Source organism: Gordonia sp. AC31, from assembly GCF_031844505.1.
GTDB classification, from domain to species: Bacteria; Actinomycetota; Actinomycetes; order Mycobacteriales; family Mycobacteriaceae; genus Gordonia; species Gordonia hongkongensis.
Genome location: NZ_JAUZVK010000006.1, coordinates 124,102 through 143,957, shown reverse-complemented (window position 1 = coordinate 143,957; position 19,856 = coordinate 124,102). Strand labels below are relative to the sequence as shown.

Sequence of the window (19,856 nt, the reverse complement as noted above, 5' to 3'; positions counted from 1 at the left end):
ACCCGCATTTGTATCTCTACCCTCCCGTGAGGGTAGAGTTGGTCCGTCCTGCGGGGCGGCGTCGGCCGTCGGAATCGCCCGACGCCCGCGAGGGTGGGTGACCCCTTCCGCGACAGACGTTTCCGTTACCTCACGAAAGTCGAGACGCCGATGACGGCCGAGGTGCTGACTCCTGCCCGACAACAGTCGGTGCTGGCGACCCTGCGCTCCCCGCGGCGCCTGCGTACCGAGGTCCTCGCCGGTCTCGTGGTGGCGCTCGCGCTCATCCCCGAGGCCATCTCGTTCTCGATCATCGCCGGGGTCGACCCGCGGGTGGGCCTGTTCGCCTCGTTCACGATGGCGGTGACGATCGCCATCGTCGGCGGCCGTCCGGCGATGATCTCCGCCGCCACCGGGGCGGTGGCGCTGGTGGTGGCCCCCCTGGTCGCCAGTCACGGCCTGGATCACCTGATCGCCGCGGTGCTCCTCGCCGGGGTCATCCAGATCGTCCTCGGCGCAGTGGGTGTCGCCCGTCTGATGCGGTTCATCCCGCGCAGCGTGATGGTCGGATTCGTCAACGCACTGGCCATCCTCATCTTCACGGCTCAACTCCCCCACCTGCTGGGGGTGCCGTGGCTGGTCTATCCCCTCGTCGCGGCGGGGCTTGCGATCATCGTCGGTCTGCCGCGGCTCACCACGGCGATCCCATCACCACTCGTCGCGATCGTGCTGCTCACCGCGGTCACGCTCGCGGTCGGGTTCTCCGTCCCCGACGTCGGCGATGAGGGCGACCTGCCGGACAGTCTGCCCACGTTGTTCTTTCCCGACGTCCCACTGAACTGGGAGACGCTGTCGGTCATCGCCCCCTACGCCTTCACCATGGCACTCGTCGGCCTCCTCGAATCGCTGATGACCGCCAAGCTCGTCGACGACCTCACGGACACCCACTCCGACAAGACGCGTGAAGCCACCGGTCAGGGCATCGCCAACATCGTGACCGGTCTCTTCGGCGGCATGGGCGGGTGCGCGATGATCGGCCAGACCATGATCAACGTCAAGGAGTCCCGGGCCCGCACCCGCATCTCGACGTTCCTGGCCGGACTCTTCCTGCTCATCCTGGTCGTCGGGCTGGGCGACATCGTCGCGCTGATCCCGATGGCCGCGCTCGTCGCCGTCATGATCATGGTGTCGGTCGGCACCCTGGATTGGCACAGCGTCAACCCGAAGACGTTGCGGCGCATGCCGAAGAGCGAGACCGCGGTGATGGTCGCGACCGTCGTCGTCACCGTGGCCACCCACAATCTCGCGTACGGGGTGATCGTGGGCGTCCTCACGGCGATGGTCCTGTTCGCGCGCCGGGTCGCCCACTTCACGGAGGTGGTCGATGTCGCCGATCCCGAACCCGGAACCCGCGTCTATGCGGTGCGGGGCGAGTTGTTCTTCGCGTCCAGCAACGACCTCGTATATCAGTTCGACCATGTCGGCGACCCGGACGACGTCGTCATCGACATGAGCGGCGCACACATCTGGGACGCGTCGACGGTCGCTACGCTCGATGCCGTCACCACCAAGTACGCAGCCAAGGGCAAGACGGCCACCATCGTCGGCCTCGACGACCACAGCGCCGAACGTCATCGACGTCTCAGCGGGCAGCTCGGCGGCGAGGGCTGACCGGGCAGAGAGGACAGGTCGTGACCGACGACAGGACCGACACCGCCGAGCACCTGCAGATCGGCGCGGTGGCAACGGAAACCGGGTTGTCCATCAAGACGATCCGCCACTACGACGAGGTCGGTCTGGTCGTCCCGTCCGCCCGCTCGGCCGGGGGCTTCCGGCTGTACACCCGGGCCGACATCGATCGGCTGTTCGTGATCCGGCGGATGAAGCCACTCGGTTTCACCCTCGACGACATGCGCGCACTCCTGCACGCCGAGAGTGTCCTCGACGACACCGACGCGGCTCCGGCGGACCGGCGGGCGGCACTCGAGGAGGTCGCGGAGTTCCGGCAGCGCGCACGACTGGCGTGCGAGAAGCTCGAGCGGCAACTGGAATATGCGCACGAACTCACCGCCCAGCTGTCGGATCGACTGACCGATCCCGCGTCCGCCGGTAGGGCGACGTAAGCACTACCCCAGCGGCCACCGGGTACCGGTGCGGGCCTCGGCCTCCGTCCACAGTCGACCGGCCAGTTCGTAGTCGCACGCCGTGAGCGACCGGCCCGACAGCACCGGTCGGCCGCGCAGTCCCCACGGTCCGTCGACCCCCACGTAGCTGCCCGGCGGGATCGGCTCGGTCAGGCAATGCAGGGTGGGTGCCGCGCCGGCGTCGAGATCGTTGCCGACGACACCCGCCAGGCCCTGCGCCGCGCGGTGCAGAACGCCCAGGCCCGGCTTGTTCGAGATGTTCGACGCGGCCCAGCCGGGATCGGTGAGCATCGAGGTCACCGGCGACCCGACGTCGCGCAACCGTCGGTCGAGTTCGAGACCCCACAGCATCACCGCGAGTTTCGACCCGGTGTAGGCCCGCGGCGACGACCACCGGGTGCGTCGGAGGTCCAGGTCGGCGGGGTCGATGCGGGCGCGGCGATGCCCCTCCGAACCCACGGACACGATCTGCCGCCTGATGCGCGGCAGGAGCAGATTGGTCAGGGCGAACGGCCCGAGGAAATTGGTGCCCATCCCGAGTTCGAATCCGTCCCGCGTCGTCCGATGCTGATGCGGGAACATGCCGGCGTTGTTGACCAGCACATCGATCGAGCCGTCGAGTTCCTCGACGAAGGTCCGCACCGAGGCGAGGTCGGCGAGATCGAGCCGGATCACCTCGCAGTCACCGCCGAATTCCCGTGCGCGCCGGGCGCCGAGATCGGTGTCGCGGACGGCCAGGACCACCTGCACACCGGCCCGGGCGAGCGCGCGGGCGGTGGCCATCCCGATACCGTTCGTCGCACCGGTGACGACGACCCGCGAGCCGGTCAGGTCGGACAGGGACTTCGACGATGAGGGCATGGGCGCCACGGTACCCACCGGCCGGCCGGGCGGGGTGGCACTCGGCCGGGGTTGGACTCGGGGGCGCAGCGACTCTCACCGAACGCGCAGGGACAGCGCCACGACGAGACGCGTCGCCGGGTCGTCGAGATCCATCCCGGTCAGGGTCTGCACTCGACGGATGCGGTAGCGCAAGGTGTTCGGATGGACGTGCAGCGCCGCCGCTGCCGCGCGGACGTCACCGAAATGGTCGAGGTAGGCGCGCAACGACGCGGTGAACTCGCTGCCGCTGCGAGTGTCGAGATCCGCGAGCCCGGCGACCCGGCTGTCGACGAGATCGGGGTTCTCCGAGAGCAATCCGATGATCTCGGCGAGCAGCACCCCGGTGCGGGATCGCTCGACGGTGGTGACGTCGTCGATCAGGTCGGCGTCGCGACCGGCGGCGTCGAGGACACGATCGATCGCAGAGCGCAGATCGGATGCGGCGGCGATGGTGTCGGGGCCGGCGACGACTGCGCGTGCCGACACGGCGAACTGGCGGTCGGCGGCATCGACGGAGATCCGCGCCCACGTGACGGCGTCGTCGAGCGGGACGCCGGGGAGCACGACGTACGCGCGGTCACCGATCGTGACCGTGACCGACAGCTGACTGAAAGCGCTGGCGTGCAGCATGAGTGCTGAGACCTGTCCGACGCGGATGCCATCGGGCGCCGTGAACCCCACGACCGTCACCGTGGCGGTCGGCGCGATGCCGAGCTGGGCGGCGAGGTGGTCTGTGTCGACCGGGACTCCGCCGACACCGAGGAGTCGCCGGACCCGCTGATCGTGGTCGGAGCCTACCGAACGCCGTCGCGAGATCACCCGGGCCGCAACAGCTGCGGCGCCGACGAGTACCTCGTCGGTGTCGCGGGTCGGCGGGCGCGACCCCTCCTGCAACCAGACGACCCCCATCAGGACGTCGGAGCGATCGCCGTGTGCGCCCGAGGCCGGACGGATGGCGACCGCGCGACGCGGCCGAAGTCCGAGATCGGTGCGTGCCTCGACCGTCACGACGCCGGACGACTTCCGGACCGCGTCCATCACGCCCCACTCCCGCAACCAGGCCAGCATCTCCGGCGGCCCCTCGCGGCCCAGGATCGACAGTCTGCGCAACTCGTCGGCCTCCTCACCGGCCGAGCTGTAGGCCAGGACGTGCGCGTGCTCGTCCTCGATGCTCACCAGACCACCGGTCCGGCGGGCGACCTCCGCGGCGAGCTCGAACAGGTCGCCGGTGCTTCCCGACTCCATGGACTCGCCGCTCCCGACCGCGCCGCGTGTCGCGTCGAGCACCCGGGTGACGAGGTTGTAGATGCGTTCCCAGCGGGCGTGCGGATCGATGGCGATGACCGCGATGCCCAGTCGATCGGTGAGGCCGACCAGGGTCTGTGCGGGGTTCTTGGCCAGTACGGCGACCGGGCGGTGCGCGCCGAGGCCGCCGAGCCACTCCACGACGACGTCATCGGCGAGTCCGACCAGGAGGAACAGGTCGGCCGATCGGGCGGCATGCCCGAGCCCGTAGTGCACGTCGTCGGCGTCGACCATCGCCATCGTCGACACCGGCGTGTCGAGACCGCGGGGCGACGAGACCAGGGTCGCGACGGTCTGGTCAAGAGCGAGGACCAACCGCCCGAGCGCGATACCGGCGGTCTTGTCCATACGGACAAGACTACGAGACCCACCTCGGCTGATCGGCCATATCGCGACGTCGAAGGGGACGGTGGACTGAGGTCATGGATGCCATCACCACTCCCCCTCGACCGTCCAACGAACCCGTCCACAGCTATGCCCCCGGTTCGCCCGAGCGTGCGCGCATCGTCGACGAGCTGGCGCGACAATCGCATGCCGGCCGCCGCGAGTTCCCGCACATCATCGGCGGCCACCTGAGCCTCGGGGCGGGTGAGGAGATCGACGTCGTCCAGCCCCACGCACACCGCGAGGTACTCGGCTTCATCACCAATGCCACCCACGATGACGCCCGCGCCGCGGTGGACGCCGCCCGCGCCGCCGCCGCCGACTGGGCTCACACGAGCTTCGACGACCGCGCGGCCGTGATCCTGCGCGCCGCCGAGCTGCTGGCCGGGCCGTGGCGCGAGCGGATCGCGGCGGCGACGATGCTCGGCCAGTCGAAGTCGGTGCAGCAGGCCGAGATCGACGCCCCATGCGAGCTCGTCGACTTCTGGCGGTTCAACGTGGCCTTCGCGCGTGAGATCCTCGCCGAGCAACCGGAGTCGTCGCCCGGGGTGTGGAACCGGCTCGACCACCGTCCACTGGACGGGTTCGTCTACGCCGTGACCCCGTTCAACTTCACCGCCATCGCCGCCAATCTGCCCACCGCCCCCGTGTTGATGGGCAACACCGTCGTCTGGAAGCCCTCCCCCACCCAGGCATACTCGGCGCAGTTGACGATGGCGCTGCTCGAGGCCGCCGGATTGCCGCCCGGGGTGATCAATCTCGTCCACGGCGACGGTGCCGCGGTCTCGGATGTCGTTCTCGCCGACGAGAATCTGGCCGGAATCCATTTCACCGGGTCGACGAGGACGTTCCGTCATCTGTGGCGTGAGGTCGGTGCCAACATCGAGCACTACCGGAACTACCCGCGCCTCGTCGGCGAGACCGGTGGCAAAGACTTCATCGTCGCGCACGCCTCAGCCGAACCTCATGCGTTGCGAACGGCGTTGACCCGTGGCGCTTTCGAGTATCAGGGACAGAAGTGTTCGGCGGCGTCGCGCGCGTATGTCGCCAGGTCGGTGTGGGAGCGGATGGGTGACGAGTTCCTCGGCGAGGCCGACGAACTCACCTATGGCGACGTCCGAGATCTGACGAACTTCGGTGGTGCGGTGATCGATCGGCGCGCGTTCGACAAGCAGGTCGCGGCCATCGACCGGGCCAAGTCGTCGGCGTCGCTGACCGTCGCGGTCGGCGGCGTCTGCGATGACACCGAGGGTTACTTCGTCCGACCCACGGTCTTGGTGTCCGACGACCCGACCGACGAGGCGTTCGCCACAGAGTACTTCGGTCCGATCCTCGCGGTTCACGTCTACGACGACGCCGACTACGAGAACGTTCTCGGCCTGGTCGATTCGACGGCGCAGTACGCACTCACGGGGTCGGTCATGGCGACCGATGTCGCCGCGGTGGCCCTTGCCTCCGACCGGCTGCGGAATGCGGCGGGCAACTTCTATGTCAATGACAAGCCCACCGGCGCGGTGGTCGGGCAGCAACCCTTCGGCGGCGGCCGGGCGTCGGGGACCAACGACAAAGCCGGGTCGAAGCAGAACCTGATGCGCTGGACCTCGACCCGCACGATCAAGGAGACGTTCTCACCTCCCACGACCTCGTCGTACCCGCACATGGTCGCCGACTGGACGGCGCTGTGATGGGGTCCGTCTTCGACACCGTGCTGCGGCCCGCGATCGTCGCGGCATCGCGCAGCGAGCGGATCAAGGACGCGTCCCAGCGGTGGCCGGTCACCGGACGAGTGGTCCGCCGATTCGTGCCGGGCGAGTCGCTCGACGCCGCCATGGCCGCCGTCGGGGCCGAACTCGCCGACGGACTCTCCGTCTCGGTCGACTTCCTGGGCGAGGACACCCTCGACGAATCCCAGGCGGACGCCACGGTGACCGCGTATCTGGCTCTGCTCGAGTCTCTGTCGGGACGCCGTCCGGCACCTGCCGGGTCGTTGGAGGTGTCGCTGAAGCTGACCGCGCTCGGTCTCGCACTGCCGGAGCACGGCGCGAAGATCGCCGAGGAGAACGCGCGCACGATCGTCGAGGCGGCCGATGGCCTGGACGTCGTGGTCACCGTGGACGCCGAGGATCACACCACCGTCGACCAGCGGCTGGCGATCGTGCGGTCGTTGCGCTCCGAGTTCCCGGAGACCGGGACCGTGCTGCAGGCCTGCCTGCGCCGCACCGAGGACGACTGCGCCGAATTCGCGGCGTCGGGCGCCCGAATCCGGTTGTGTAAAGGCGCTTATGCCGAACCGCCCGCGGTCGCGTTCACCGACCGCCGCCAGGTCGACGACAGCTATCAGCGGTGCCTCCGGATACTGATGAAGGGCTCCTGTTATCCGATGGTCGCAAGCCACGACCCCACGATGATCGACGCCGCGAGAATCCTCGCCGAGGAATTCGGTCGCGCGCCGGACAGCTGGGAACACCAGATGCTGTACGGAATACGGGCCGACGAGCAGCGCCGGTTGGCAGCCGCCGGCGCACGCGTCCGGGTCTACATCCCCTACGGCGAGCAGTGGTACGGGTACCTGGTCCGACGCCTGGCCGAACGTCCGGCGAACCTGGGGTTCTTTCTGCGCGCACTGGCCGGGTGAGGACCCCGACCCGTCGACTGTGCGGCAGTGGGCCACTGCTTCCTGTTCCGAACCGCTGGATCTGCGGTTGCCGGAGTGCGGAAAGCCGCCCCGCGGGTCGAGCAGGCAACTATTGAGAGCGGTGGGCCGGCGACCGCCAGACTTCAACTCGACCGGCAGACTTCGATCGAGGTCTGGGAGTCGAGTTGAAGTCTGTCGGTCACAATTCGGGCAGATACGCGACACAGTCCTGCCGGCTGAGGTCCAGTGCGCTCCTTGGCAGCACCACACCGCCGGCGCGCGACGAAACTCAGCCCGAATCCCCTCAAACTGCCTCGATCGAATATGAGCCAGGATCCGAGATCATGCGTGACTGACTGAAGTGCGACCACTGTCGACGATTGCTGGACAGTCAATGCGAATCGACGCGCAGTCAACGAAAAACACTGCACCGTGGATGAATTCGCGTCTCGCGCCTGTGGAAAACCCTCGAAATCGAACGAATGTTCCTGTACCTTGAAGTCATGCCAGAGCTCACCACGCTCCTCGATCAGCTCGTCGAAATCAGCCCACCCGCCGACGACCCAACCGGCAGAGCGACATTCGACGCCCTCGACATTTGGCGTCTGATCCGCAACCTCGCCGATCATCAGATCGTTACGCACGCAGCGCAACTCGACGAACTTGGCGTCGCACAGAAGACCGGCGGTACCACGAAGAATTTGCTAATCGAAAGCGGCCACGCACCGGCCGCTGCTCTTCGCACCGTGCGATGGGTCAACGCCCTACCGGCGCTGCCCGTGGTGGCGCGTCACGCCGCCGACGGGAGACTGGCCGGCGAGATCGTCGACGCCATCGTCCGAGGCATGCACCAGATCGACAAGCGTTGTGGTGAGGCGCTTTCCGAGGGCGAGCGCTCACGGTATGAGCTCGAACTCGTCGCCCAGGCACTGTCCGGGGCGGCGCCGGCGCAAGTACTCAAGCATGCTCGCGCGATCGCCAACGACCTTGCCGACGCTTCCGACGCCGGAATCCCCGCCGCCGACGACTCATCGCTAAACTCGGTGAACGCACACACCACCGACGACGGCCGCGTCGAAGTCCGCGCCGAGCTCACCCAGGTGGTCGGCGAGAAGTTCCTGACGATGATCGATGAGCGCTCGTGCCCCAGGCCCGAACCCGACGGCGCCGAAGATCGACGCACCGCCGAGCAACGCCGCGCCGACGCCTTCGAGTTGATCCTCGACCAAGCCGCGATCGGCGCTACCCTCGATACCGTTGGTTCCCCGCGCACTCAATTGATGCTGACCATCCCCGCGACCGGAGACCTCGCAACGCTGCCGTGGACCGGATCGGTCAGCCATGCCACCGCGAAACAGGTCTCGTGCGACGGCTCGCTCACGGAGATCATCCTCGATAGTGAGGGCGTACCACTACAGATGGGTCACACCCGCCGGTTGTATCCGTCACACCTACGCAAAGCGATCATCGTCCGCGACGCGTGCTGCGTCAAATGTGGTGCACCGCCGTCCCATACGCAGGTGCATCACATCAAGTCGTGGGCCGAGGGTGGACCCACCGACCTCGACAACGGCTGCCTGCTCTGCCAACGCTGCCACACCCAGGTCCACCATCACGGCTGGGACATTGTCATGGGTTTCGACCGCCACCCGTGGCTCGTCCCGCCCGCCAATATCGACCCGCACCGCCGACCGCTACCGGCCTACAACCGCCGCACCATGCGACTCGACGACGCCGCCTGACCGGCCGTCCGACACACACTTTCGCGTAGCACCTTCCGAACCCGGGCCACACCCCGGGACCGCATCCGTCCCTTGACAACTCCACAGAGACATAGCAGTCGGCTCCGTTCCCCTCAACATGTAGAGGGGAACGGAGTCCGCGGGGCAGACCATCGTCGCCCCCTGGCTACATCGGCTGCGCCCGCCGCACCTGGTCGGCGGCGCGGGCGGCGTCGAGTTCGACGTCGGTGCGCAAGACCGCGGGACCGACGCTCAGCGTCCCCGACGTCAGCGGTTGCGTCCGAAGTCCACCACGTCCGATCAGGGCTTTGCGCACCCCGTCCCCGGCAACGGTGTCCATCCACGAACACGGATGAGCAGGGCGTCCGCCGCGGAACCGGATCGGACCCGACCCGGTGTCCAGCTCGAACTCCCGTCCCCGCAAGGGATCGAGCTCGACACCACGCACGACGACGTTGCGGCGGGCCAGAACAGGATCGGCCTCAGCCGCCGCCGCCATCCATGCTTCGAGCGCCAGAAACGTCACGGCCGCCTCGGTGTGGGCCCGGATTCCGTAGAAGCGATCACCACGAATCCCCTTGTCGGCGACGATCTCCACCGATTCGGGGGTGCGGGTCTCGACCTCGTCGGCCGGGCCGTCCTTCGGTCTGCCGAAGTAGGCATGCTTCGGCGAGACGACGAAGGTGACTATCTCGCAGTGGTATTCGAACTCCATCAGTCGCGTTCAGTATCCGGAGAACGAGTCGGTGTGGACACGCCACGGCCGGGAGTGTGTCGAACGGTCGAAGCGCCGGATCGCCGCCGACGTCCGTTCGACGAACGCAGGCGTACCCGACACGTAGTAGTGGGCGCCGGCAGCGCTGGGACCGATGAGTTCGGCCAGCCGGGCGGGATCGTCGATCCCGTCGGCTAGTTCCGGTGCCTCGACGGCCGCAATGCGCGCGTTCGCGGCCCGGGCGCTCTCCAGGTCATCGGCGTATACGGCGCGCCCCTGATCTCGCAGCACGTGCGCGATGGTCAGGCCGGAGAGATCGCGGCCCGACTGCACCAGCTCCCGCACCATCGACACGAACGGAGTGATCCCGATCCCGGAGGCGATCAACACCACCGATCCGGTCGCCGGAAACGACCGCGGCAGCACGAAGTCCCCACCGATCTCGTCGACGTAGACCCGGCGTACGCTGCCGTCGACCAGCGCTGCCTTGTAGGTCGACGGCGCCGCGGCGACGCTGAAGCCGAACTCCACCGGTTGCTGCCGAGGCGCGGACACGAACGAGAAGACCCGCCGCGAACCCGACCACACCGGCGCCGACCACCGCGGCACACTGACACTCGACCGCTGCCCCGCCCGGAACACCGCTGCGCCACCGACCGGTTCACCGCGCACCGCGTAGGTTCGGTCGGCCACCGGGACGGTGACGACGTCGAGCGGCACCCGGCGCGCAGTGCCCGACACCAGTCGGACGAGGAACGCGTACAGACATCCGACCAGCAACGCGACCTCGGGCACGAAGGCCAGCGTGTAGGCGTCGGTGATCGCGATCGTGTACTGGCAGTGCATCAACACACCCACCAGCGCCGCGTAGACGAGCCGGTGGATCTCGGTGGCGGGTGAGGTGAGCGGCTCGGGCAGCATGATGACCGCGACGAACAACATGGGGCTCGAGACGATCCACGTCGACAGATCCTGCCCACCCCGGACCAGCTCAACGATCCCGATCGTCACCAGCGAGGCGCCGATGAACACGAGAGCCAACCGCCACTCCCGGATCAGCGTCACGACCACCGCGCCGATCACGATCATCGGCACGAGCAACGGTTCGGCGGCCACCCACCAGAACGGAAAACTGATGCCCTCGACACCGGCGTAGGCCAGCGCATAACACCCGACCGCACCTGCGACCGCGGGGTTGACGACCAGCCGACGACGCCACGCGAGAACATATTTCGACGCGGCGGCGATCGCGGCGCCCACCGCGACGGTGGCGACCGCGGTGTCCTCCGAGCCGCCGGGCAGGACGAAGAACAGAATCAGTCCCGTGATCAGCCACGAATCCGAGTTCGGCGGCACCCGCAGCACGCCGGCGCAGACGTAGCTCACGACCCCGCTGACCCCGACCGCGACGACCAGCCACACCGCCAATTCGTCCCGCCCGTAACCGAAGTCGGCATCGGTCGCGGAGACGACGAAAGCGACTGCGGCCAGCACCACCAGCCCGCACAGCACCGCCCGATACGGGGTCAGGTGCCGCCGGGCCGCGTCGATCGGCGAGAGCAGCTGCGGCAGAAGCGTTGTCACAGGAACAACTCCAATCCGGGGATGGCGGTGTGTTCGACGCTCCCGTTGCGTCGGACGGTCACGTGATGAAAGCCCTCACGGTGATGGTCGAAATCGCCGCGCAGGAACGCTGCAGGCGTGAAGAACAGCGCCGTCGCCAGGCCGTCGGCCTCCATCGCCGACGGCGCGATCACCCAGGTCGCCAACACCTCCCGCGCGGGCGAGGCGGTACGCGGATCGACGATGTGGTGCCAGTCGGTCCACACCCGCCGATTGCTCGCCGAGGCGCAGATCGCGCCGCCGGCAACGGACACGACGCCGATCGCCTTCGTCGTGTCCAGCGGATGCTCCAGCGCCACCCGCAGTCCGCGGGAACGCGGCGATATCACCATGTCCCCACCTGCGTCGACCACGAAGTCGTCGACGTGGCCGCCGACGATGTCCGCCACCCGGTCGACCGCGAATCCCTTTCCGGCCGCACCCACGTCGAGCAGAGCCGGTTCGCGAATCTCCAGCGCACCGACGTGCTCACCGATCACCGCCTCCCAGGCCGGCGCCGTCGGCACCGGCGCCGACGCGCGGAGCGTGTACGCCGCGTCGTAACCGGCCTCGGCGAGCGTGCGCCCCACCAACGGCGACACCGCGCCGCCGGTGAGGCCGTACAGACGGCGGTACCAGTCGACCAGCGGTTGGTCGGAGTCGGCGATCGGGTATCGCCCCGCCTCTCTGGCCATCTGCGCGACCGTCGAATCGTCCCGGAACCGTGACCAGGCCCGGTCGATCCGGTCGATCTCGGTGTTCACCGCGTCGACGACATCGGCGGGAAGTGTTTCCGGGGTGCTGATCGTCCACCGGGTGCCGATCGCATCGAACGCCCAGTGGTGCGCGGTGCCGACGGAGGTCAGGCCTGCGCCTCCTGTTTGATCTGTTCGATCGCCTCGTTGAAACCGCCGGAGGTGAGCGACGAGCCGGACACCTTGTCGACCTCGATCTCGTCGATGTTCTTGCCCACCACGACGTCGGAGATGCCGCCGGCGAACTTGCCCTGGTACTCGAGCGACGGGCCCTTGGTCTGGCTGGTGTCCACCGACACGGCGGTGATGACCGAGTTCGACAACGTGACGGTGACCCCGACGCTCTGCGGACCACCCGGCGAGATGTACTCACCGCGCGCCGTGTACTCGCCGTCCTCGTACTCGCCGGAGCCCGCGTCGGCGGCCTCGGTGGCAGCGGAGCTGCCCGTCGCGGCGCCGGTCGTCGTGCCGGTGGCCGAGTCGTCCGACCCGGAGTCCTCGGACGAGCATGCGCCCGCCACGAGTCCGACCACCGCCATCGCCGCGACCACCCCGCCGGTGCGGGCGAGGACGGACGATCCCCGCGGGCTGCGGGACGGGCGCGAAGAACGGGGGCCCGGTTCGGCGATCGTGCTCGGGTCGAGGGTCTCGGTTGGCTCTGGGGTGTGCGTCATGCGCCAATTGTGCCGATTGCGCGGCCATTGGTCCCGGCGACGGCCGCGGCGCGTTCCGAACGGTCTCAGCGTCCCGCGGCTGCGACCCTCGCCTGGATGGCGTCGACGAAGACGGTGCGGATGTCGGCCGCGTTCTCCGCGACGTAGGTGGTGCCACCCGTGGCCTCGGCGATCTGCTTCAGCGCATCGGAGTCGGCATCGTCGGAGATACCGATCGTCAGCACCAGCACCGGTCGTGCCGGATCCTCCAGGCGCTTCAGTTCGGCGAGCAGATTGTCGAGCGTGATGCTGTCCGGGTCCTCGTTCTGACCGTCGGTCATGATGATGACGCTGTTGGAGTAGTTCGGGTCGTAGGTGTCCTGCACCTTCTTGAATGCCGCGAGGGTCGTGTCGTAGAGACCCGTCCCGCCCCCGAGGTCCGACAACCCCTCTTCGACGGCCCGGCCGAGCGCGTCCCGATGCGTACCGCTTCCCGAGCGGGCATCGAGGCGGCGGATCGGGGCGAGCTCCTCCCAGTCCTGTCCGGGCCCGCCCTTGTTCACGCTGAACGCCCAGCCGCCGATCATCGTGTTGTTGGGGAAGAGCTTGAGTCCGGTCTGGGAGGCGTCGATGAGCAGGTCCGCCCGGGTGGTGCCGCCGGCCGGTGTCTCCATCGAGCCGGAGGTGTCCTGGACGACCAGCGAGCGGATCGGCACACCAAGTACCTGCCACTGCCGCAATGCCTTGTCGACGGACGACGGGTCGCGCAGCTCCAGTTCCTTGACCGGCTGACCGACACCGTTTCCGTCGGTGTCGCGGTATCCCGAGTCGGCCAGCGCTGCGCGACCGGCATCGGTGTTCAGCGCGGTGACGAGGGCCGCCCCGGCGTCGGCGGCCGCCTGCTGGCGCGCCGCGGGAGCCGTGTTGACCAGCGGATAGTCGAGCATGACCGTGCCCGCCGCGGGGATCGTCGACGTCAACTGCGAACCCTGGTGCGTGCGCATGAACAGATCGAACTGTTGCTCGGTGGTGACCACCGGGACGCCCGAGGTGTTGGCCAGGTTCAGACGCGTGCCCTCGTTGTCGTTGGCCAGGCGCGCATTGTTCTGCTGGATGGCGAGGATGGTCATCGCCTCGGTGAAGTCCTCGTCGGCGAGCTCGCCGGAGTCGACCGCGGCGAGAGCACCGATGATCGGGGCGTCGCCGGTGCTGGTGTCCACCGGGCTGCCGGTTCGCAGATCAGGCAACTTCATGACCTCGACCCAGGTGCCCAGCTCGGGTACGTCGGTGCCGGCGACGACGGTCGGGGTCGACGCGATCGACGGCGACACCATATCGAGGTCACGACGCACCTGGGTCGTCACCCGGCGAGCCTGCACCTGCGAGTCCGCGACCCAGAGGTCCGGAGCCGCTGCACCCTGGGTGAGCAGGCCGGGCACATCCGCACCCGCGGCCGTCTGCACGTCGTAGTCGAAACACGAGTCCGCGGACGCCTGCCGCGCCACCTCGCGCAGCGGACCGGTCATCGCCGAGTCCGACGCGACGGCGACCCGAGTCCGGTCCCCGCAGCCACCCGCACCCGTCTGCCAAATGATGACGCCGGTCACCAGGGCTACGACGACCAGCAGGACCGCACCCGCCCACAGCCATCCCCCGCGGCGGCCCCCATCGGTGTTGCGGTGCTCGAAGCCGAAGTCGTCATCGCTTCCCGACCGGGCATCGTTCGACCTGCCTCTGTCCGATGAAGTCTGGGCGCGTGGCGGAACCGCCCCACCCGACCGGTCGTTCCCGTTCCACTCGTTTCCGGCGCGATCGGCGCCGGAGCTGTGACGCCCCATTGTTCTTTTCCCGTTCCCCTCGTACGGCGGCGGTCTGCAGACCCGCCTCTCGCGTGGTCGCCGCACGACACATCGACGCATCGGCGGTCGCGGCCCGCGTGTTCACGCGTGGCTCAGCCGAACACCTCGCGGAATTTCAGCAGCGACTTACGCAGATCCCCCGACACCGCCATGGCCGCGGTCTTACCCACGGGCCCGATCAGCGGCAGCCCACCCAGATCAACAGTGAAGGTTACTTCCGATCCGCTGGAAGTGGGAGCGATGCCCAGATCCAGCTTCGCCTTGACCCCGCCTTTGCCGTTGCCCTTGAGGCGGACGTGCGAGACCGGCTCGAACTTCTCGACCACCCAGTCGAAGCGGACGCGGGTGCCTTTGACCCGCACGATCGAGGAGACCTCGGTGCCCTTGCGAAGGTCGGCGGACGCCGGGATCGGGCTGCGCCACGTCTCGTGGATCACCAGCCATTCGCTGTACCGCGAGAGATCCGATGCCGCGGCCCAGGTATCTTCCGGTGACAGATCAACGCCGATGGAGTCACTCGTCTTCGCCATGACCCAAGAGAGTAGTGCCCCCGCCTCCGCCGCCGAACAGGCACGTTCGCTGCTGGGCTCGCGGGTGACCGGGCACGGGGTGACGATCCGGCTGACCGAGGTCGAGGCGTACGCCGGTCCCGACGACCCGGCGTCGCATGCCTACACCCGAACCGCCCGCTCGGAGATCATGTACGGGCCCCCGGGACGGTTGTACGTCTATCGCATCCACGGCCACCATTGCGCGAACGTCGTCGTCGCCGGGCCGGGACCCGCTGCGGCGGTGTTGCTGCGCGCGGGCGCGGTGGTCGACGGCGTCGACCTCGCACGCGCCCGGCGCGGTGCGACGCGCTCGGAGCCGGTCCCCGACGCCAAGCTCGCCAGCGGGCCGGGCAACCTGTGCCGCGCCCTCGGGATCACGATGGCCGACCTCGACACCGATCTCGCCGACCCGTCGACCCCGGTCACCCTCGACCCCGGGGCACCGCTTCCGGGGGAACGCGTCGTCGCGGGGCCTCGGGTCGGGGTCCGCCGCGCTGCCGACCTGGCGTGGCGGTTCTGGATCGACGCCGAACCCACGGTGTCGGCGTATCGCCGACATCCGCGGGCGCAGCTCTGAGAACTACTCGGACTACCGCTGCGGGTGCTGCGGCTGCTGGGGGTTCTGCGGCCGGGGATTCTGGGGCTGCGGGCTCTGCTGACCCGGTAGCGGCTCCCCGGGGTTGGTGGGATTGGTCGGCGGAGTCTGTCCCGGGTTTCCCTGTCCCGGCGCGCCGACGGCCTTGCGCACGGCATCCTGCGCCTTGTCCACCTGACCCGAGTACTTGTTCTTGGTGACCTTGTCGATGGCGTCGCCGCCCTTCTCGATCAGGCTCGGATTCTTCTGCAGCGTGGCCCTGGCCTTGTTGACGAGTCCCTTGAGATCCATGACGTCTCCTCTGATCGACGTGCCGGACACCTTCCGGCCACTTGCCGCAGATTCTATCGGTCGGACGTGAGCACCCCGCTGACCTGCGCTTCGTCCCCGTGCTGATCGTTGTCATGCGTGGCGACCCATCGGGGCGCCACCCGTGAGACGACCTCGACACACGCGATGCCGACCGCCGCCGAGAGCAGGGCCACCGTGTTCATCCCCCAGTTCGACGAGTCGAGCCGGAACAGGTCCTGGGTGAACGGCCACGCGAAGATCAGTACATAGGCGCCGGCCGAGACGGCCAGCAGGACGATCTTCCACCAGTTGTAGGGCCGCGCGACGACCGCGAGCACGTAGACCGCGACCGCGATCAGCGTCATCAACGCCGCGGTGGCGGCCTGGGTCTGCGCCGGCGAGAGGTCGACCGCATCCCCGCCGACCTCGACCCCGGCGCCGCCGGGGTTGACGATCACGTAGGTCACGAAGGTGCACAGGCCGACGATGATGCCGTTGGGCACCGCGCTGAGCAGCACCCGCCGTACGAAACCACGCCGGGCCCGCTCGTTGTTGGGGGCCAGCGACAGCACGAACGCCGGAATGCCGATGGTGAACCACGCCGAGATGGTCACGTGGATCGGCTGGAACGGATAACTGAGCGGGTCGGACCCGAACAGCGCGCCGAGGAGTCCGCCGACGCCGACGAACAGCGCGAGCAACACCGCGTACACGGTCTTGGTGAGGAACAGGTTGGAGACGCGCTCGATGTTGCCGATCACACGCCGACCTTCGCCCACCACATACGGCAGGGTCGCGAACTTGTTGTCCAGCAACACGATCTGCGCCACCGACCGGGCGGCGGAGCTGCCCGAGCCCATCGCCACGCCGATGTCGGCGTCCTTGAGCGCGAGGACGTCGTTGACGCCGTCGCCGGTCATCGCGACGGTGTTGTCCCGCGATTGCAGCGCCTTCACCATGGCCCGCTTCTGATCCGGCCGGACCCGCCCGAACGTGACGCCCCGTTCGACGACGTCGGCGAGTTCGCCTGTTTCTGAGGGCAACTCGCGCGCGTCGACCGAGGACTCGGCCGATCCGAGCCCGAGCGACGCGGCGACCGCCCCCACCGACCGGGCGTTGTCCCCGGAGATGACCTTCACCGCGACATGTTGCTGTCCGAAGTAGTCGATCGTGTCGCGCGCATCGGGCCGGACCCGCTGTTCGAGCACCACGAGTGCGACCGGGGAGACGGTTCCCGGAGCGACCTGACCCGGCGCGGGTTCGGTGTCGACGGGGACGTCGGTGCACGCCAGCAGCAGGACACGGAGTCCGGCGGCGCCGATGTCGGAGGCGAGACGGGCCGTCTCGCCCTGCGGGTCGAGCAGGACGTCGGGCGCACCGATGAGCCAGTGCCCGTCGTCGATCCCGGCGGTCGGGCCGGCCCCGCTCCCGCGGAACGACATCCCGCTCCACTTGGTGGCCGAGGTGAACGGTTTGATGGCCGTCACCGCCCAGTCGGGCGCGACCGGATGCGCCTCGGCGACCGCGATCATGCTGGCGTTGGGCCGCGGATCGTGTGCGGCGAGCGCGGCCAGCACCTGTCCCGCGGTCTCGGCGGGCACCGTTCCGAGGGAACGCACCTCGGCCAGCCGCATCCCGTTCTCGGTCAGGGTGCCGGTCTTGTCCGCACAGACCACATTGACGCGCGCGAGCCCTTCGATGGCCGGGAGTTCGTTCACCAGACACTGTCGCTGACCCAGCCGCACCACACCCACCGCGAAGGCGATCGAGGTCATCAGGACGAGCCCCTCGGGCACCATCGGCACCAGCGCGGCGACCATGCCGAGCAGGGACCGCCGCAACCCGTTGTCGCTGACGAAGAGTTGGTTGACGATGGTCAGGACGCCGGCGGGGATCAGCAACCAGGTGATCACCCGCAGGATCTGGTCGATGCCGGAGCGCAACTCGGAGGAGACCAGCGTGAACTTCGACGCCTCGGCCGCGAGCTGGGCCGCGTAGGCATCGGCGCCGACCTTGGTGGCGCGGTACGCGCCACCGCCGGCGACCACGAAGCTGCCCGACAGCACCGCGTCTCCCGGGTCCTTGTCGATCGGGTCGGCCTCGCCGGTGAGCAGTGACTCGTCGACGTCGAGGGCGATGGCCTCGACGACCTCGCCGTCGACGACGATCTGATCGCCGGCACCGATCTCGATGATGTCGTCGAGCACCACCTCGTCCGGCGGTACCTCGGTGACCTCGCCATCGCGCCGGACCCGGGGTCGGGTCTGGCCGACGATCGCGAGCTTGTCGAGCGTCCGCTTGGCCCGGACCTCCTGGATGATGCCGATCCCGGAATTGGCGATGATCAGCAGTCCGAACAGGCCGTTGATGAGCGATCCGGTGAACACCACGATCGCGAACAGCACCCCGAGAATCGCGTTGATCCGGGTGAAGACATTCGCGCGGACGATGTCGGCCACACTGCGGCCGGACCGGTCGGGCAGCGCGTTGACCTGGCCGGCCGCGACCCGCTGCGCCACCTCGGTCGCGGTCAGGCCGGCGTCCGCGATCTCCGTCGGCGAGCTCACGCCGAAGCCTCCCACCAATTGGGTTGTGCCACACCGCTACCGGTCCGCGTTGTCAGGTCGATCGAACCGCCCGGTTGCGGCACCAGGATCGTCGGCTTGTCCGGCCCGGCGTCCGCCTGCAACCGCGCGATGGGCTCCCCCCAGGGATGGCGCGCGAGGTTGAACGTGCCCCAGTGGATCGGGATGAAGACCGAGTCGGATCCCGTACCGGGCGAGACCATCCGGTGGATCGACAGGGCCTCCTCGGGGTTCACGTGGATGTCCGGCCACATCACGTCGTAGGCTCCGACGGCGATGAGGGTGAGGTCGAACGGGCCGAGTCGGTCGCCGACATCGGCGAAGCGCTCGCTGTGGCCGGTGTCCCCGGAGAAGAAGACCTTGTGCTCCCGTCCGGTGATCGCCCAGCTGCCCCACTGGGTGAGGTTCCGCTCCAGCCACCGCCCCGAGAAGTGTCGCGCCGGACCGCAGGTGAACCGCAGCTCGCCCGCGCCGGTCGGCACCACCACCTCATCCCACCAATCCGCCTGCCGGATGCGATCTTCCGCGATCCCCCAGGAGGCCAGGTGCGCGCCGACCCCGATCGTCGTGACGAACACCGCGTCGGGCTGGGTGTCGGCGATCGTGACGACGGTGTCCATGTCGAGATGGTCGTAGTGGTCGTGACTGATCAGGACGACGTCGAGTGGCGGCAACTGTGACGGCGCCAGTGGGGCGGAGTGCATGCGTCCGGGCCCGACGAGTTGGCTGGGCGAGCAGCGGCGGCTGAGGACCGGATCGGTGATGACCCGCGCGCCGTCGATGTCGACGACGGCGGTGGCGTGGCCGAGCCAGGTGACGGCGAGGTCGCCGGGGGCCTCGAAGCGTGGGACCGTCACCATGACCGGTCGGCGCGGCCGGCCGGGCCGCCGGGCCATGTCGGTGAGGACCTGCAGGCTCGGATCGGCGATCGACGGGGGTTCCGGGTTGACGAAGGCGCCGTTCCGCAGATGCGGGCTCCGCCGCACGTGCGGCGCTATCTGGTCGCGGGAGGCGCCCAGCGCGCGGGCGGGACCGAGTCCCTCGGCGGCGAGCCGCGCCACGACGGCGTCGGACACCGCCACTCCCGCCGAACCCGCACGCGCGAGGACGTCGCGGCGCAGGTCGTTGGTGCCTTTTCTACCGGTCGTGGAGGTCACGTTCACACAGTAGTGCGTTCGG

17 protein-coding genes are annotated in these 19,856 nt (G+C 68.7%); 6 read left to right on the top strand and 11 right to left on the bottom strand.

Translation table 11 applies throughout. The annotated features are described in order from the left end of the window. The first annotated feature begins 150 nt into the window (after window positions 1-150). Window positions 151-1,650, top strand: a complete 1,500-nt coding sequence (locus Q9R39_RS09625; RefSeq protein ID WP_311277401.1) for a SulP family inorganic anion transporter — start codon at window positions 151-153, stop codon at window positions 1,648-1,650. Between the two features lie 20 nt (window positions 1,651-1,670). Continuing rightward, window positions 1,671-2,102: a MerR family transcriptional regulator gene (locus Q9R39_RS09620; RefSeq protein WP_311277400.1), complete on the top strand. Its 432-nt coding sequence runs from the start codon at window positions 1,671-1,673 to the stop codon at window positions 2,100-2,102. 3 nt (window positions 2,103-2,105) lie between these two features. On the opposite strand, the gene Q9R39_RS09615 is transcribed toward Q9R39_RS09620, so the two are convergent. Then, window positions 2,106-2,984, bottom strand: a complete 879-nt coding sequence (locus Q9R39_RS09615) for an SDR family NAD(P)-dependent oxidoreductase (protein WP_311277399.1) — start codon at window positions 2,982-2,984, stop codon at window positions 2,106-2,108. 75 nt (window positions 2,985-3,059) lie between these two features. After that, window positions 3,060-4,658, bottom strand: a complete 1,599-nt coding sequence (locus tag Q9R39_RS09610) for a helix-turn-helix domain-containing protein (RefSeq protein WP_311277398.1) — start codon at window positions 4,656-4,658, stop codon at window positions 3,060-3,062. Window positions 4,659-4,732: 74 nt separating this feature from the next. On the opposite strand from Q9R39_RS09610, the gene pruA reads away from it, so the two are divergent. From pruA to Q9R39_RS09595, 3 genes are all read left to right on the top strand, one after another. Then, window positions 4,733-6,379, top strand: coding sequence for an L-glutamate gamma-semialdehyde dehydrogenase (gene pruA, locus Q9R39_RS09605; RefSeq protein ID WP_311277397.1), 1,647 nt, complete (start codon window positions 4,733-4,735; stop codon window positions 6,377-6,379). After that, the gene (locus tag Q9R39_RS09600) at window positions 6,379-7,329 is read left to right on the top strand and encodes a proline dehydrogenase family protein (RefSeq protein WP_311277396.1); all 951 of its coding nucleotides are present in this window, start codon (window positions 6,379-6,381) and stop codon (window positions 7,327-7,329) included. The genes pruA and Q9R39_RS09600 overlap by 1 nt, the downstream gene beginning before the upstream one ends. A 482-nt stretch (window positions 7,330-7,811) precedes the next feature. Then, window positions 7,812-9,071: a DUF222 domain-containing protein gene (locus Q9R39_RS09595; RefSeq protein WP_311277395.1), complete on the top strand. Its 1,260-nt coding sequence runs from the start codon at window positions 7,812-7,814 to the stop codon at window positions 9,069-9,071. A gap of 166 nt (window positions 9,072-9,237) precedes the next feature. Here Q9R39_RS09595 and Q9R39_RS09590 read toward each other — a convergent pair whose 3' ends face one another. From Q9R39_RS09590 to Q9R39_RS09565, 6 genes are all read right to left on the bottom strand, one after another. Then, window positions 9,238-9,786 carry a molybdenum cofactor biosysynthesis protein gene (locus Q9R39_RS09590; protein ID WP_311277394.1) on the bottom strand — a complete coding sequence of 183 codons (549 nt, stop codon included), beginning with the start codon at window positions 9,784-9,786 and terminating at the stop codon, window positions 9,238-9,240. A 9-nt stretch (window positions 9,787-9,795) separates the two neighbouring features. Continuing rightward, complete coding sequence (locus tag Q9R39_RS09585; RefSeq protein WP_311277393.1) at window positions 9,796-11,370, bottom strand: oxidoreductase; 1,575 nt, start codon at window positions 11,368-11,370, stop codon at window positions 9,796-9,798. Then, on the bottom strand, window positions 11,367-12,212 hold the full coding sequence (locus Q9R39_RS09580) for an FAD:protein FMN transferase (protein ID WP_311277444.1): 846 nt from the start codon (window positions 12,210-12,212) through the stop codon (window positions 11,367-11,369). Before Q9R39_RS09580 ends, Q9R39_RS09585 begins: the two co-directional genes overlap by 4 nt. A gap of 38 nt (window positions 12,213-12,250) precedes the next feature. After that, the gene (locus Q9R39_RS09575; protein WP_137810899.1) at window positions 12,251-12,817 is read right to left on the bottom strand and encodes an FMN-binding protein; all 567 of its coding nucleotides are present in this window, start codon (window positions 12,815-12,817) and stop codon (window positions 12,251-12,253) included. 65 nt (window positions 12,818-12,882) lie between these two features. After that, window positions 12,883-14,634, bottom strand: coding sequence for a substrate-binding domain-containing protein (locus tag Q9R39_RS09570; protein ID WP_058251573.1), 1,752 nt, complete (start codon window positions 14,632-14,634; stop codon window positions 12,883-12,885). Between the two features lie 113 nt (window positions 14,635-14,747). Continuing rightward, on the bottom strand, window positions 14,748-15,185 hold the full coding sequence (locus tag Q9R39_RS09565; RefSeq protein WP_058251681.1) for an SRPBCC family protein: 438 nt from the start codon (window positions 15,183-15,185) through the stop codon (window positions 14,748-14,750). On the opposite strand from Q9R39_RS09565, the gene Q9R39_RS09560 reads away from it, so the two are divergent. After that, window positions 15,163-15,783, top strand: coding sequence for a DNA-3-methyladenine glycosylase (locus tag Q9R39_RS09560; RefSeq protein WP_311277392.1), 621 nt, complete (start codon window positions 15,163-15,165; stop codon window positions 15,781-15,783). The two genes, Q9R39_RS09565 and Q9R39_RS09560, sit on opposite strands and share 23 nt — an antisense overlap. A 12-nt stretch (window positions 15,784-15,795) precedes the next feature. Here Q9R39_RS09560 and Q9R39_RS09555 read toward each other — a convergent pair whose 3' ends face one another. The 3 genes from Q9R39_RS09555 to Q9R39_RS09545 are packed head-to-tail and all read right to left on the bottom strand — an operon-like array spanning window position 15,796 to window position 19,840. Beyond that, a complete protein-coding gene (locus Q9R39_RS09555; protein WP_058251574.1) occupies window positions 15,796-16,092 on the bottom strand; it encodes an antitoxin in 297 nt (98 codons plus the stop codon). A 53-nt stretch (window positions 16,093-16,145) separates the two neighbouring features. Beyond that, window positions 16,146-18,659, bottom strand: coding sequence for an HAD-IC family P-type ATPase (locus tag Q9R39_RS09550; protein WP_311277391.1), 2,514 nt, complete (start codon window positions 18,657-18,659; stop codon window positions 16,146-16,148). Next, the gene (locus Q9R39_RS09545) at window positions 18,656-19,840 is read right to left on the bottom strand and encodes an MBL fold metallo-hydrolase (RefSeq protein WP_165630381.1); all 1,185 of its coding nucleotides are present in this window, start codon (window positions 19,838-19,840) and stop codon (window positions 18,656-18,658) included. The genes Q9R39_RS09550 and Q9R39_RS09545 overlap by 4 nt, the downstream gene beginning before the upstream one ends. Window positions 19,841-19,856 lie beyond the last annotated feature (16 nt).

Excerpts from the sequence above, each read along its gene's own strand:
- Q9R39_RS09625 (WP_311277401.1), top strand. The coding sequence starts at position 151 with ATGACGGCCGAGGTGCTGACTCCTGCCCGACAACAGTCGGTGCTGGCG.
- Q9R39_RS09615 (WP_311277399.1), bottom strand. The coding sequence starts at position 2,984 with ATGCCCTCATCGTCGAAGTCCCTGTCCGACCTGACCGGCTCGCGGGTC.
- Q9R39_RS09590 (WP_311277394.1), bottom strand. The coding sequence starts at position 9,786 with ATGGAGTTCGAATACCACTGCGAGATAGTCACCTTCGTCGTCTCGCCG.
- Q9R39_RS09555 (WP_058251574.1), bottom strand. The coding sequence starts at position 16,092 with ATGGATCTCAAGGGACTCGTCAACAAGGCCAGGGCCACGCTGCAGAAG.
- Q9R39_RS09565 (WP_058251681.1), bottom strand. The coding sequence starts at position 15,185 with ATGGCGAAGACGAGTGACTCCATCGGCGTTGATCTGTCACCGGAAGAT.
- Q9R39_RS09610 (WP_311277398.1), bottom strand. The coding sequence starts at position 4,658 with ATGGACAAGACCGCCGGTATCGCGCTCGGGCGGTTGGTCCTCGCTCTT.
- Q9R39_RS09560 (WP_311277392.1), top strand. The coding sequence starts at position 15,163 with ATGGAGTCACTCGTCTTCGCCATGACCCAAGAGAGTAGTGCCCCCGCC.
- Q9R39_RS09600 (WP_311277396.1), top strand. The coding sequence starts at position 6,379 with ATGGGGTCCGTCTTCGACACCGTGCTGCGGCCCGCGATCGTCGCGGCA.
- Q9R39_RS09570 (WP_058251573.1), bottom strand. The coding sequence starts at position 14,634 with ATGGGGCGTCACAGCTCCGGCGCCGATCGCGCCGGAAACGAGTGGAAC.
- Q9R39_RS09575 (WP_137810899.1), bottom strand. The coding sequence starts at position 12,817 with ATGACGCACACCCCAGAGCCAACCGAGACCCTCGACCCGAGCACGATC.
- pruA (WP_311277397.1), top strand. The coding sequence starts at position 4,733 with ATGGATGCCATCACCACTCCCCCTCGACCGTCCAACGAACCCGTCCAC.
- Q9R39_RS09595 (WP_311277395.1), top strand. The coding sequence starts at position 7,812 with ATGTTCCTGTACCTTGAAGTCATGCCAGAGCTCACCACGCTCCTCGAT.